The organism is Burkholderia sp. AU17457, assembly GCF_002223255.1.
Classification (GTDB): Bacteria; Pseudomonadota; Gammaproteobacteria; order Burkholderiales; family Burkholderiaceae; genus Burkholderia; species Burkholderia sola.
The window spans coordinates 594,152-606,891 of sequence record NZ_NKFB01000003.1 but is presented as its reverse complement, the minus strand read 5'-3'; the positions used below and the strand labels follow the sequence as shown (position 1 = coordinate 606,891).

Below are 12,740 nucleotides of genomic sequence, written 5' to 3'. Positions count from 1 at the left end.
AATTCTCCTGTTTTTGGCGATTGTACACGGCGCGCCGTGAGTTACATATTTTCCTTTCATGCCCAAGGGCCACCTCCGGCATCGGCTCAATATCACCACAACCTAGCCGCTAGATCGCTTCCCCGCAGGTTCACGTACCGCATCAGCACCTTGGGATTGGTGTGGCCGGTGATCTTCGCGATCTGGATATCGCTCAGTGTGGTCCGCTCGAACAGCCGCGACGTCGCCTCATGGCGCAGATCATGGAACACGAGGTCCGAACAGCCCGCTGCGTCGAAGATCCGCCCGAACTGCGCCGATAGCCGGGACGAGACACGGGCAAGCACCTTGCGCTTCAGCAGTTGCACGCCCTCGGCACGTATCGACGCCTCCATATCGTCGACCCACGGGAACAAGCGGCCGGCATCGAAGGTGAAACCGTTCATTTCAGGATCGCTGCTACTCACGGCGGCGACGTACCTGTCGTACGCGGCGATTGCGATCGTCGTGAGCGGCACCGAGCGCTTGCTGCCGTTCTTCGTCTTCTCAAGGGACACCGTCCGCCGACCAACATCAAACTGGTCGACCTCCAGCGTGTACATTTCCCGCATCCGCATGGCGGACTCGATGCCAAGCTCGAAGAGAAACACCAGCGCCGGCCGATACGGGAGATCAAACGCACGCTCGCGTCCGTTTGGCTTCCCGCCGGCCATCAGTCGTCGAATTTCGGCCTGTTCCGCCTCGCTCGGCCGTCGATCCCGGTGTACGTCCTCTTTCGCGTCAACATCCTGCGCCTCGACCGCGACCCGATCTTCATCGGTGTAGGTGGCATATCGCTTCGGGAGCAGGCGGAGAGGGTTAGTCGGCAACATCGGCGTGCCCGATCTCACCACCCAATCGAAACAGCGAGCCAATGCACCGACGTAGTGTCGGATCGTTGACGGCGAAAGGTGGTCGTGTCGCTTCATGGCGGTCACCCACTGCTCGACCCATTGGTAATCAAGTGTCGCGAGCGACTTTGCCTTGATGGCTGCTCGTCCGAGCAGCGCATTGAGCACCTGGACGTCGGAATCAGGGACCGATACCCGGCGCAGGTACGCTCGAATGGCGTCCCCTGTTGTCGCGATCGCTTCGCGCTGCTCGACCACTTCGTCCGGCACGATGCCGGCGTCCAGCAACTGCTCCAATCGGGCGACGTACGCGTCGCCTTCTTCCTCGGTGTCAAAAGTCAGGGAAAGTGGCTTTGGTAGCAGCTTCGCCCGTTTGATCGTGTATTCCCACGTGCCGGACGGCCGTAGTCGTTTGTTCGCCATGCCTAGATGAACTCGCCTCGATTGCCAACTAGCCGATTGACGGGCGGTTGGCGTCGGTTTTCAGTTGGTTACAGGCGACTTTTTACCACTCTAGGCAACTCTATTACAAGAATGAAAGCGACGCAGAAAAAAGAAAAGCCCTGACGAATCAGGGCTTTATCTCGTTCTACTTGGAGGCGCGAGCCGGAGTCGAACCGGCCTAAACGGCTTTGCAGGCCGCTGCATAACCGCTTTGCTATCGCGCCAAAAGCGGACTGTCCGAATGCCGTGAGGCAAGCGGCAGATTTTTATTCGAGGACCGGAAGTCCATCAAATAAAAAGGGAAGCGTGGCTTCCCCATTACTGGAGCGGGAGACGAGTCTCGAACTCGCGACCTCAACCTTGGCAAGGTTGCGCTCTACCAACTGAGCTACTCCCGCATTGTCCTGCACCTGCAGCGCTTCGCCGACCAACACGCTGCCAGAAAAATCTGGAGCGGGAGACGAGTCTCGAACTCGCGACCTCAACCTTGGCAAGGTTGCGCTCTACCAACTGAGCTACTCCCGCATGTGTCCTGCATCTGCAGCGCTTTGCCGACCAACACGCTGCCAGAAAAAATCTGGAGCGGGAGACGAGTCTCGAACTCGCGACCTCAACCTTGGCAAGGTTGCGCTCTACCAACTGAGCTACTCCCGCGTATTGCTGCGCTACTGCTTCCCCGCCACACACTTAATTCGTCGTGCAGCGGAGAAGCGAGATTATGTCGAAGGCACATTCGTGTGTCAAGAGCTTTTCCAGCCCTTTTTACAAAAACCGCCGCCGAGCAGGCGCGCGCGTCACGCGCCGCCACGCTCGCGAATCTGGGGCCATGCGAGCTTCATGTAGTACAGCATCGACCAGATGGTCAGCACCGCGGCCAGATACATCAGCCACTCGCCCCACACGCGCGTATCGATCGTCACGACGCCGAGCGGCAGCGGCCCGTGGAACAGCAGCATCGGAATCGCGACCATCTGGCACGCGGTCTTGAACTTGCCCAGCTGGTTCACCGCGACGCTCTTCGATGCGCCGATCTGCGCCATCCATTCTCGCAGCGCCGAAATCGCGATCTCGCGACCGACGATCACGAGCGCGATCGCCGCGTCGACCCGCGAAATCTGCACGAGGATCAGCAGCGCGGCCGTCACCATCAGCTTGTCCGCCACCGGGTCGAGAAACGCGCCGAACGACGACGTCTGGTTCCACTTGCGCGCAAGGAAGCCGTCGAACCAGTCGGTCAGCGCGGCGAGAATGAAGATCGCCGCCGCCGCAAGATTGCGGTGCGCGCCGCCCATCACCGTGTCCGGCAGGTAGAACACGCCGACGACGAGCGGAATCAGCACGATCCGTACCCACGTCAGGAAAATCGGGAAATTGAACGGCATGGCATGCGGGACAGTAAAGGATTCGCAATTGTGCCGTGTCGACCGGCCTGCCACAAGAACGCTGGCAACGCCGCCGGCCGCACGGCCGCGTCAGTGGAGCTGCTTGTAGATCTGCTCGGCGAGCGCGTGCGAAATGCCTTCGACGCTCGCCAGTTCCTCGACACTCGCGGCCACCACGCCGCGCAGCCCGCCGAAGCGCGCGAGCAGCCGCTGCCGGCGCTTCGCGCCGACGCCTTCGAGCTCTTCGAGCCGCGACGTCTGACGCGCCTTCGCCCGCTTCGCCCGCATGCCGGTGATCGCGAAGCGGTGCGCCTCGTCGCGGATCTGCGCGACGAGCATCAGCGCGGCGCTCTCCTTGCCGAGTTCGAGCGGCGCGCGGCCGTCCGCGAACACGAGCGTTTCGAGGCCGACCTTGCGCCCCTCGCCTTTCGCAACGCCGACCAGCATCGACGTGTCGAGACCGAGCTCGGTGAATACCTGCCGCGCGATCTCGACCTGGCCCTTGCCGCCGTCGATCAGCACGATGTTCGGCAGCAGGCTCGACGCCTCGGCCTCGCGCGTCGATTCGCCGTCGATGCCGGCCGCTTCGTCGGCGGCCGCCGCCTGCGCGGCCTGCTCGACCATCTTCTCGTAGCGGCGCGTGAGCACCTGCCGCATCGCTGCGTAATCGTCGCCCGGCGTGATGCCCGTGATGTTGTAGCGGCGGTATTCGCTCGACTGCATCTTGTGATGGTGATAGACGACGCACGACGCCTGCGTCGCCTCGCCCATCGTATGGCTGATGTCGAAGCATTCGATCCGCAGCGTCGCGAGATCGTCGCTGTCGTAGCTGAGCGTGTCCGCCAGCGCGCGCGTGCGCGCCTGTTGCGAGCCCTGCTCGGACAGCAGTCGCGCGAGCGCGAGCCGCGCGTTCTGCTCGGCCATCGACAGCCAGGCGCGCCGCTGCCCCTGCGGCTGCCGCACCAGCGACACCTTGTAGCCGGCCTGCTCGGACAGCAGCTCCAGCAGGTCGCGGCTCGCCGGCGCATGGCTGACGACGAGCACGGGCGGCACGCGGTTGCCGAGATAGTGTTGCGCGATGAACGCATCGAGCACCTCGGCCTCGACCGACGCTGCCGCCGCGCCGCGCGCGCTGCCCGCCTCTTCCGCAGGCTGATCCGGCCCCGCATCGACCGGCGAGTCGACCGTCGCACCGGCCGCCTCCGCCGTCTCGGCCTCTTCGCCGAGACCGCCCTCGGCGAGCGTCAGTGCGCTTTCGACATGCGTCGGGAAATACGCCTTGTCGCCGAGGTGCCGGCCGCCGCGCACCATCGCGAGGTTCACGCACACGCGCCCGCCCAGCGCGACGACGGCCAGGATGTCGACGTCGCTGTCGCTGCCGACCTCGATCGCCTGCTGGTGCAGCACCGTCGCGAGCGAGCTCATCTGGTTGCGCACGGCCGCCGCCTGCTCGAATTTCAGCTCGGCCGCGAACGCGTGCATCTTCTGCTCGAGTTCCTTCATCACTTCGGACTGCCGGCCAAGCAGGAACCGCGCGGCGTTCGACACGTCGACCGCGTAATCCTCGTCGGAGATCGCGCCGACGCACGGTGCGGTGCAACGCCCGATCTGATGCAGCAGGCACGGCCGCGTGCGGTTGTTGAAGACCGAGTCCTCGCAGGTCCGCAACTGGAACACGCGCTGCAGGATCTGGATGCTTTCGCGCACGGCCCATGCGCTCGGGAACGGCCCGAAGTACTGGTTCTGCTTGTCGACCGAGCCGCGGTAGTAGGCCATCCGCGGAAAGCGGTGCGCGGTGAGTTTCAGGTACGGATACGACTTGTCGTCGCGAAACAGGATGTTGTAACGCGGCGCGAGCGCCTTGATCAGGTTGTTCTCGAGCAGCAGCGCTTCGGCTTCCGAGCGCGTGACGGTCGTTTCGATGCGCGCGATGCGCGTGACCATCATCGCGATGCGCGGCGACAGTTGCGTCTTCGTGAAATAGCTCGACACGCGCTTTTTCAGGTCGCGCGCCTTGCCGACGTAGAGTACGGCGCCCGCCGTGTCGTAATAGCGATAGACGCCCGGCATGTGCGGCAACTGCGCAAGGATCTTCTTTGGTTCGAACGGAGTATCGGAGGCTTCTGGCGATGTCATGCGTGATCCGGGCGCCTTGTAACGCGGAACGGGTCTATTAGAATCGCCAGTTTAGAGCATTCACCCGTCCGCTTCGATGCCACGCCCCGCCGCTGCCCCCCTCCCCGCCGTCCCGCTCGCGCCGGGCGAACCGATCGCCTGCGACCTCTTCTGCGCGGTGATCGACAATTTCGGCGACATCGGCGTGTGCTGGCGCGTCGCGCGCCAGCTCGCGCACGAGCACGGCTGGCAGGTTCGGCTGTTCGTCGACGACCTGCACACGTTCGCGCGCCTGCTGCCGCAGGTCGATCCCGACGCGGAGCGGCAAACGGTCGACGCGATCGCGATCGAGCACTGGCATGCGGAAGTCGGCGACGCGCTCGACATCGCCGATGTCGTGATCGAGGCATTCGGGTGCGAGCTGCCCGGCCCGTATCTCGCGGCGATGGCGCGGCGCGCACGGCGCCCCGTGTGGATCAACCTCGAATACCTGAGCGCCGAGGACTGGGTCGCCGATTTTCATTTGCGGCCGTCGCCGCATCCGCGCTACCCGCTGCTGAAGACGTTCTTCTTCCCTGGCCTGTCGGCCGGCACCGGCGGCGTGCCGAAGGAGCGCGACCTGGACGCGCGCCGCGCGACCTTCGACGCCGATCCGTCAGCCCGCGCCGCGTGGTGGCAGCACGCGACCGGCGGCCCGCCGCCGGCGCCCGGCACGACGGTCGTCAGCCTGTTCGCCTATGAGAACCCGGCCGTCGACGCACTGCTCGTGCAGTGGCGCGACGGTCCGTCGCCCATCGTCGCCCTCGTCCCGGCCGGGCGCCTGTCGCCCGCCGTCGCGCGTTTTTTCGGGGTCGAAGCGTTCGAGGCGGGAGCGCAGGCGCGCAGCGGCAACCTGAGCGCCCATGGCCTCGCGTTCGTGCCGCAGGCCGACTACGACCCGCTGCTATGGATCGCCGATCTCAATTTCGTGCGCGGCGAGGATTCGTTCGTGCGCGCGCAGTGGGCGCGCAAGCCGTTCGTCTGGCACATCTACCCGCAGGCCGACGACGTGCATCTGCCCAAGCTCGACGCCGCGCTCGCACACCTGTCGGCCGGCCTCGCCGATGCGCCGCGCGCGGCGCTCGAACGGTTCTGGCATGCATGGAACGGTGCCGGCACGCCCGACTGGGCGGATTTCTGGCAACACCGCGCCGCGCTGGACGCCAATGCACTTCGCTGGGCCGATGCGCTCGCGGCCGTCGGCGATCTCGCGGGAAAGCTGGCGGAATACGCAAAATCTCAGTTAAAATAAGCGGTTATCCGACGGCTGACCACGCAAGCGCTCGCGCATGGGCACTTGGCGCCCACCGGAACGCCCCGCCGCTTGCGCCGTCAGCCGTTGCGCAACGCTCAGGCACTTATTTATTTGATTGGATCAGGACAGTTTTTATGAAGACCGCACAGGAACTCCGCGTAGGCAACGTCGTGCAGATCGGCAGCGAAGCATGGGTCATCGCAAAGGCGGAATACAACAAGTCGGGCCGTAACTCGGCCGTCGTCAAGATGAAGATGAAGAACCTGCTGACGAACGCAGGTCAGGAATCGGTCTACAAGGCTGACGACAAGTTCGACGTCGTCGTGCTCGACCGCAAGGAAGTGACGTACTCGTACTTCGCCGATCCGATGTACGTGTTCATGGACGCCGACTACAACCAGTACGAAGTCGAAGCCGAAATGATGGGCGAAGCGCTGAACTATCTCGAAGACGGCATGGCTTGCGAAGTCGTGTTCTACAACGAGAAGGCGATCTCGGTCGAACTGCCGACGATCCTCGTTCGCGAAATCACCTACACGGAACCGGCCGTGAAGGGCGACACGTCGTCGGGCAAGGTGCTGAAGAACGCGAAGCTGGCGACCGGCTTCGAACTGCAAGTGCCGCTGTTCTGCAACACCGGCGACAAGATCGAAATCGATACGCGCACGAACGAATACCGCAGCCGCGCGTAATCGTCGGCGATACCCGCATCGAACAAAGCGCCCTTCGGGGCGCTTTTTGTTTGTCTGGCGTCAACAGCTGCCACAACTCGGCGCCAGAAGCAGCACAAAAGCCACCGGTAAAGATATTCAATTTGTATCATCGGTAACTGTTTTATAGCGCCGGAGAAATAATGCGCGTGACGCGTTCGGTGGGGCATAAAATCAATCTTTAATCCGACATGCGGCTGCGGTCCGCTGGCCGACAGCCCGCCTCTCTTGACTCGACTCGCGTCCACCATGCCACACGCCCTGATTGTCGAAGACGATCCCAACAGCCTGTCAGGCCTCACCGCACTGCTCGCCGCAGACGGCTTCTCGGTCGATACGGCCACGTCGCTCGCCGAAGCGCGCACGGCGCTCGGCCGCTCGATCCCCGACGTCGTGCTCGTCGACCTGAACCTGCCTGATGGCAGCGGCTTCGACCTGCTCCAGCACCTGCCGCAGCAACAACCGAACGGCTCGCTGCCCGTGATCGTGCTGACCGGCAACGCGACGGTCGAGAGCGCCATCGAGGGCCTGCGTCACGGCATCTGGGACTACCTGCTGAAGCCGATCAACATCCCGCGCCTGCGCAGCCTGCTCGCGCGGATTCCCCGCCCGTACGAACTGATCGACGAAGTGCAGTCGCTGCGTGCATCGCTGCGCCATCTCGGCCGCTTCGGCGCGCTCGTCGGCCGCAGCGACGCGATGCAGCACGTGTACGACATGATCGAGCACAACGCCCGCACCGAAACGGCCGTGCTGTTCTCGGGCGAAGCCGGCACCGGCAAGAAGCTGGCCGCGCGCACGCTGCACGAACTGAGCCGGCGCCGCAAGGGGCCGTTCGTCTCGTTCGACTGCCGGATGCTCGCGCAGGCCGGCCGGCACGGCGCGTCGCTCGACAGCGTGCTGTTCGGCCATGAACGCGGCGCATTCGACGGCGCCGAGCGCCGCGAATCGGGCCTGTTCGAGCAGGCCGGCGGCGGCACGCTGTTCCTCGACGAAATCACCGCACTGCCGCTCGTGCTCCAGGAAGCGCTGCTGCACGCGCTCGATTCGCAGAACTTCATGCGGATCGGCGGCACGAGTTCGATCACCAGCGATTTCCGGCTGATCGCGGCCACGCGCCGCCCGGCCCGCGAAGCGGTGGCGAACGGCACGCTGCGCGAGGATCTGTGGCTGCGTCTCGACGCGGCGTCGATCACGATGCCGCCGCTGCGCGAGCGCGACGGCGATGCACTCGCGATCGCGGACGCGCAGATCGACGAACTGAACCGCGAAGCGCGCGCGACCGGCCGCAGCACGACCGACAAGCGCGCGGCGCCGGGCTTCGTGCGCGATTGCCTGTCCTACGAATGGCCGGGCAACGTGCGCGAACTGCAGGAACGCGTGCGTTTCGCGTACGACGCATCGGGCGACTTCATCGAGACGCTCCGTGCCGGCGAGGCCACCTTCTCCGCTGGCGCGGCGCTGAACGGCAGCAGCGTGCAGATCAAGGTCGGCACGCCGCTATCGGACGTCGAGGATCTGCTGATCCGCGCGACGCTCGACGCGGTCGGCGGGACGCGCCACCGTGCGGCGACGCTGCTCGGCATCAGCCCGAAGACGCTGTACAACAAGCTGCAGCGGATGAAGGTGAACTGAGCGGGCGCGCCCGGATTACGGGCGCTGGCCGGATTTGACCGTTAGTTGCGCCCAAGTTCACTCCGGCGACCGCACGATCGGGCTGTCGCAGCCTGTAAAAAAGCCGCGCAACTGCGCGGCTTTTCGTTTGGAAGCGACCGAATCGAAACGGCGCGCTGCGCGCGATCCCAGCCCGCTTACGCCAGCGCGCTCTTCAGCAGCGCCTGCGCCTGCAGATACTCGGGCTGCGCGATCAGCTTGTCCCACTTGAGCGCCTTGCCGCGCGCGCGCATCCGCTTGATGCGCCGCATCGACTCGGCCGAAGCCCGCGCCTTCAATCCGTTCAGCACGACTTCAGCCGCGTCCGGCTGGTTACAGACGAGCACCATGTCGCAACCGGCGGCAAGCGCGGCGTCGGCCGCCTGCGTGAGCGTGCCGCCTTCGCGCGCGGCCTCCATCGACAGGTCGTCGCTGAAGATCGCGCCCGTGAAGCCGAGCTTGCCGCGCAGAATGTCCTGCAGCCACACGCGCGAGAACCCGGCCGGCCGCTTGTCGACCTGCGTGTAGATCACGTGCGCGGGAATCACCGCGGACAGCGACAGCCCGAGCCAGTCGTACGGCGCGACGTCCTGCTCGAGGATCGCGTCGAGCGTGCGGTCGTCGGTCGGCAGCGCGACGTGCGAATCGGCCTCCGCGAAGCCGTGCCCCGGAAAATGCTTGCCGCAGTTCGCCATGCCGGCGAGCGACAGCCCGTGATTCAGGCTCTTCGCGAGCAGCGTGACGACGCGCGGGTCGCGATGGAACGCACGATCGCCGATCACCTTCGAGTGCCCGTAGTCGAGGTCGAGCACGGGCGTGAAACTCATGTCGATCCCGCACGCGCGCAATTCGGCGGCCAGGATGTAGCCGACGGCGGTCGCGACCTTCGTCGCGAGCAGCACGTCGCGATCCCACAGTTCGCCCAGGCGGCGCATCGCGGGCAGCACCGTGAAGCCGTCGGTGCGGAACCGTTGCACGCGCCCGCCTTCGTGATCGACGGCGATCAGGATGTCTTCGCGCACCGCGCGGATCGAGTCGGTCAGCGCGGTCAGTTGCGCGCGATTCTCGAAGTGCCGCGCGAACAGGATCACACCGCCGGTATTCGGATGCGCGAGGCGCCGCGCATCGTCGCGCGACAGGGTCGTGCCGACGACGTCGAGCATGACCGGGCCGGGAGTCGTTTTCATCGAATCGGGAATTCCGTCAGGAGGGGGTTCGGGAAACAGGTGCGGGGGCACGCGCGGCGGCCGTTTCAGCGTCGGTTTCGGCGACCACGAACGACACCGCATAGTCGCGTTCGTCGCTGACCGTCACGCGCGCCGTGATGCCGCGCGCGGCCAGCCACTCGGCCAGCTCGCCCGATGCGACCACGTACGGCTCGCCGCTCGGATGGTTCAGGGTTTGCAGCGCGCGCCACGTCATCGGCCAGTGCATGCCGAGCCCGATCGCCTTCGAGAATGCTTCCTTCGCGGAGAAACGCGTCGCGAGAAACGCGATGCCGCGCGCCTCGGAGCGTGCGCGCCGCGCGTGAAACACGCGCAGTTCGTCGGGGCCGAGCACCTTCTCGGCAAACCGGCCGCCCGTGCGTTCGAGCACGGCCGCGACGCGGCTCACCTGTGCGATGTCGGTACCGATGCCGTAGATCGCCATGTCAGTCTCCGCCCGGGCAACCCGGCGAGACCGGGTCAGGCGTGTCGCACACGGCGTGCGTGGCGCAGCCTCGCATCGTCACCGCGCGCCGCCGTGCAGCGCGGCGACGCGTGCGGCGACCATGATCGCCTTCATCTCGCGCACCGCGTTGTCCCAGCCCGCGAAGATCGCATGCGCGACGATCGCGTGGCCGATGTTCAGCTCGACGATGCCGTCGATCGCGGCGATCTGCTGCACGTTCGTGTAGTGCAGCCCGTGGCCCGCATTGACCTTCAGGCCCAGCCGCGCGCCGGCCTGCACGCCCGCGACGATACGCTCGTATTCGCGCTGCTGCTCCGCTTCGTCGTGCGCTTCGGCGTAGCGGCCCGTATGCAGCTCGATCACCGGCGCGCCGGCTTCGTGCGCGGCGCGAATCTGCGTATCCTCCGGGTCGATGAACAGCGACACGCGTACGCCCGCGTCGGCAAGCTGCTTGCACGCCGCGCGCACGGCCTCGAAGTGGCCGGCCACGTCGAGACCGCCTTCGGTCGTCAGCTCCGCGCGCTTCTCCGGCACGAGGCACGCGTCGTGCGGACGCACTTCGCACGCGATGTCGAGCATCTCGGCCGTCACCGCGCATTCGAGGTTCATGCGCGTCTTCAGCAGCGGGCGCAGTTCGCGCACGTCGGCGTCGACGATGTGACGACGATCCTCGCGCAGGTGCAGCGTGATCGCATCCGCACCGGCCTCTTCGGCGGCGAGCGCCGCGCGGATCGGATCGGGATAGCGCGTGCCGCGCGCGTTGCGCAGCGTCGCCACGTGGTCGATGTTCACGCCAAGGTCGATGGCGGTGGGCGTGGTCAGGAAGAAGCTCATAGGTTTTGCAGGTCGATCAGGATCTGACGCGTGGCGAGCGGCGTGCCGCCGAGATAGGTGTTCAGCAGGAAGCGCATCAGCGTCTTGCTCTGCGCGACCGTCTGGGCTCGATGGTAATCGTCCTGCTCCATGTCGAGCAACGTCTGCCCGGTAATCACCGGCCAGTGCGACGGAACGTCGTCGTCCGCATTGCGCACGCCGCGCTCGGGATCGAACACGTAGCGACGCTCGGGTTCGACCGCGCGGCGGGCCACCGTGCGGTTCAGCGCCATCGCATAGCCGGTCTCGCGCAGCAGCACGCGCTCGAACGAGCGCAGCACCTGCACGGCGGGCTCGCCGTGCGCGAGACGCGTGAGGGTCAGCACGTAATGATTGAACAGCGGCGGCTGCGGATCCTCGCGCGCGCAGAATTTCACGAGCAGTTCGTTCGCGTAGAAACCGCACAACAGCCCGTCGCCGCCGAGCGGCAGCATCCCGCCGACCCACTCGGCGCCCGTCAGCGTGCGCACCTCGGATTTGCCCGACCACGACAGCAGCAGCGGCTGGAAGGTCTGCAATACGCCGCGCAACGCGGAATGCGGGCGTTTCGCGCCCTTCGCGACGAGCGCGAGCCGGCCATGGTCGCGCGTCAGCACGTCGACGATCAGGCTCGTTTCCCGATACGGATAGCTGTGCAGCACGAACGCCGGCTGCTCGGCGACGCGGAAATCGGACGTGCGAGACGTCGCACGCCGCGCCTTGCGCGGCGGTTCGGGCGGTGCCGGCAGCGGCGCGTCGTTCGCGCCGGCCGTCACCGCGTCCTCGGTCGACGTCAGCGCGTCATTCGTACCCATAGGCACGCAGCCCCGCCTCGTTGTCGGCCCAGCCGCTCTTCACCTTCACGAAGGTCTCGAGGTACACGGGGCCGTCGAACAGCTTCTCCATGTCCATCCGCGCCTCGGTGCTGATCTGCTTGAGCTTCTCGCCCTTCTTGCCGATCACCATCGCCTTGTGCGAATCGCGCTCGACGAGGATCGTCGCGAAGATGCGCTTCAGGCGCCCCTCCTCCTCGAACTTGTCGATCAGCACGGTGCTCGTGTACGGCAGCTCGTCGCCGGTCCAGCGGAATACCTTCTCGCGCAGGATTTCGGCCGCGAGAAAGCGCGAGCTGCGGTCGGTCAGCTCGTCCTCGCCGTAGATCGGCTCGCCTTCCGGCAGGTATGGCTTGATCGTGTCCAGCAGGCGCTTGATGTCCTCCGGCTTCTGCGCCGACAGCGGCACGAGCTCGGTGAACTCGCGCAGCCCGCTCACCTTCTGCATGAACGGGAACAGCGTGGCCTTGTCGCTCACGCGGTCGATCTTGTTCGCGATCAGCAGCGTCGGCATGCCGGGCGGGATCAGGTCGAGCACCTTCTGGTCGTCGGGCCCGAAGCGGCCGGCCTCGATCACGAACAGGATCACGTCGACCGACGTCAGCGTCGACGTGACCGCGCGGTTCAGCGAACGATTCAGCGCGGTGCTGTGACGGGTCTGGAAGCCGGGCGTGTCGACGAACACGAATTGCGCGTCGTCGAACGTGTTGATGCCGGTGATGCGGTGACGGGTCGTCTGCGCCTTGCGCGACGTGATGCTGATCTTCTGACCGACGAGTGCGTTCATCAACGTCGACTTGCCGACGTTCGGACGGCCCACGATCGCGATCATGCCGCAACGGAAACCGGTAGGAGCGGGAGTGTTCATATCGTTTGGGAGACAGGTTCGGAAACGGCCGCGCGGCGCGCGGCACGAT

General features: G+C 65.7%; 11 protein-coding genes and 4 tRNA genes. 3 read left to right on the top strand and 12 right to left on the bottom strand.

The genetic code is table 11. The annotated features are described in order from the left end of the window. Nucleotides 1–92: 92 nt before the first annotated feature. The 7 genes from CFB49_RS05310 to uvrC form a co-directional block, all read right to left on the bottom strand. Entirely contained in the window at nucleotides 93–1,292 is a 1,200-nt protein-coding gene (locus CFB49_RS05310) for a site-specific integrase (RefSeq protein ID WP_089490817.1), read from the bottom strand. 171 nt (nucleotides 1,293–1,463) lie between these two features. After that, nucleotides 1,464–1,537: transfer RNA gene (locus CFB49_RS05305), tRNA-Cys, on the bottom strand. A 98-nt stretch (nucleotides 1,538–1,635) separates the two neighbouring features. Continuing rightward, nucleotides 1,636–1,711 (bottom strand) — tRNA-Gly (locus tag CFB49_RS05300). A gap of 51 nt (nucleotides 1,712–1,762) precedes the next feature. Continuing rightward, nucleotides 1,763–1,838: transfer RNA gene (locus CFB49_RS05295), tRNA-Gly, on the bottom strand. A gap of 53 nt (nucleotides 1,839–1,891) precedes the next feature. Continuing rightward, nucleotides 1,892–1,967, bottom strand: a tRNA-Gly gene (locus CFB49_RS05290). A gap of 140 nt (nucleotides 1,968–2,107) precedes the next feature. After that, nucleotides 2,108–2,695 carry a CDP-diacylglycerol--glycerol-3-phosphate 3-phosphatidyltransferase gene (pgsA, locus tag CFB49_RS05285; protein ID WP_069620541.1) on the bottom strand — a complete coding sequence of 196 codons (588 nt, stop codon included), beginning with the start codon at nucleotides 2,693–2,695 and terminating at the stop codon, nucleotides 2,108–2,110. 90 nt (nucleotides 2,696–2,785) lie between these two features. After that, entirely contained in the window at nucleotides 2,786–4,831 is a 2,046-nt protein-coding gene (uvrC, locus tag CFB49_RS05280) for an excinuclease ABC subunit UvrC (RefSeq protein WP_069620542.1), read from the bottom strand. 76 nt (nucleotides 4,832–4,907) lie between these two features. Between uvrC and earP the strand changes: the two genes are divergently transcribed. The 3 genes from earP to CFB49_RS05265 all read left to right on the top strand — a co-directional run bounded on the left by earP (nucleotide 4,908) and on the right by CFB49_RS05265 (nucleotide 8,449). After that, nucleotides 4,908–6,101 (top strand): elongation factor P maturation arginine rhamnosyltransferase EarP, encoded by a 1,194-nt coding sequence (gene earP / locus CFB49_RS05275; RefSeq protein ID WP_089490816.1) that lies wholly within the window; start codon nucleotides 4,908–4,910, stop codon nucleotides 6,099–6,101. A 137-nt stretch (nucleotides 6,102–6,238) separates the two neighbouring features. After that, complete coding sequence (gene efp, locus CFB49_RS05270; protein WP_044844759.1) at nucleotides 6,239–6,796, top strand: elongation factor P; 558 nt, start codon at nucleotides 6,239–6,241, stop codon at nucleotides 6,794–6,796. A gap of 267 nt (nucleotides 6,797–7,063) precedes the next feature. Next, the gene (locus CFB49_RS05265; RefSeq protein WP_089490815.1) at nucleotides 7,064–8,449 is read left to right on the top strand and encodes a sigma-54-dependent transcriptional regulator; all 1,386 of its coding nucleotides are present in this window, start codon (nucleotides 7,064–7,066) and stop codon (nucleotides 8,447–8,449) included. 176 nt (nucleotides 8,450–8,625) lie between these two features. Here the strand turns inward: CFB49_RS05265 and nagZ are convergent, their stop codons facing one another. From nagZ to era, 5 genes are all read right to left on the bottom strand, one after another. Continuing rightward, nucleotides 8,626–9,654, bottom strand: a complete 1,029-nt coding sequence (gene nagZ / locus CFB49_RS05260; protein WP_089490814.1) for a beta-N-acetylhexosaminidase — start codon at nucleotides 9,652–9,654, stop codon at nucleotides 8,626–8,628. A gap of 16 nt (nucleotides 9,655–9,670) precedes the next feature. Further along, complete coding sequence (acpS, locus tag CFB49_RS05255) at nucleotides 9,671–10,117, bottom strand: holo-ACP synthase (RefSeq protein ID WP_089490813.1); 447 nt, start codon at nucleotides 10,115–10,117, stop codon at nucleotides 9,671–9,673. A 78-nt stretch (nucleotides 10,118–10,195) separates the two neighbouring features. Further along, entirely contained in the window at nucleotides 10,196–10,972 is a 777-nt protein-coding gene (pdxJ, locus tag CFB49_RS05250; protein WP_069620546.1) for a pyridoxine 5'-phosphate synthase, read from the bottom strand. Beyond that, on the bottom strand, nucleotides 10,969–11,805 hold the full coding sequence (gene recO, locus CFB49_RS05245; protein WP_006476492.1) for a DNA repair protein RecO: 837 nt from the start codon (nucleotides 11,803–11,805) through the stop codon (nucleotides 10,969–10,971). The genes pdxJ and recO overlap by 4 nt, the downstream gene beginning before the upstream one ends. Beyond that, entirely contained in the window at nucleotides 11,792–12,691 is a 900-nt protein-coding gene (gene era / locus CFB49_RS05240) for a GTPase Era (RefSeq protein ID WP_069620547.1), read from the bottom strand. Before era ends, recO begins: the two co-directional genes overlap by 14 nt. Nucleotides 12,692–12,740: the final 49 nt, after the last annotated feature.

What these genes read in the sequence shown, in the direction of transcription:
- CFB49_RS05310 (WP_089490817.1), bottom strand. Translation starts at nt 1,292, where the DNA reads ATGGCGAACAAACGACTACGGCCGTCCGGCACGTGGGAATACACGATC.
- pgsA (WP_069620541.1), bottom strand. Translation starts at nt 2,695, where the DNA reads ATGCCGTTCAATTTCCCGATTTTCCTGACGTGGGTACGGATCGTGCTG.
- uvrC (WP_069620542.1), bottom strand. Translation starts at nt 4,831, where the DNA reads ATGACATCGCCAGAAGCCTCCGATACTCCGTTCGAACCAAAGAAGATC.
- earP (WP_089490816.1), top strand. Translation starts at nt 4,908, where the DNA reads ATGCCACGCCCCGCCGCTGCCCCCCTCCCCGCCGTCCCGCTCGCGCCG.
- efp (WP_044844759.1), top strand. Translation starts at nt 6,239, where the DNA reads ATGAAGACCGCACAGGAACTCCGCGTAGGCAACGTCGTGCAGATCGGC.
- CFB49_RS05265 (WP_089490815.1), top strand. Translation starts at nt 7,064, where the DNA reads ATGCCACACGCCCTGATTGTCGAAGACGATCCCAACAGCCTGTCAGGC.
- nagZ (WP_089490814.1), bottom strand. Translation starts at nt 9,654, where the DNA reads ATGAAAACGACTCCCGGCCCGGTCATGCTCGACGTCGTCGGCACGACC.
- acpS (WP_089490813.1), bottom strand. Translation starts at nt 10,117, where the DNA reads ATGGCGATCTACGGCATCGGTACCGACATCGCACAGGTGAGCCGCGTC.
- pdxJ (WP_069620546.1), bottom strand. Translation starts at nt 10,972, where the DNA reads ATGAGCTTCTTCCTGACCACGCCCACCGCCATCGACCTTGGCGTGAAC.
- recO (WP_006476492.1), bottom strand. Translation starts at nt 11,805, where the DNA reads ATGGGTACGAATGACGCGCTGACGTCGACCGAGGACGCGGTGACGGCC.
- era (WP_069620547.1), bottom strand. Translation starts at nt 12,691, where the DNA reads ATGAACACTCCCGCTCCTACCGGTTTCCGTTGCGGCATGATCGCGATC.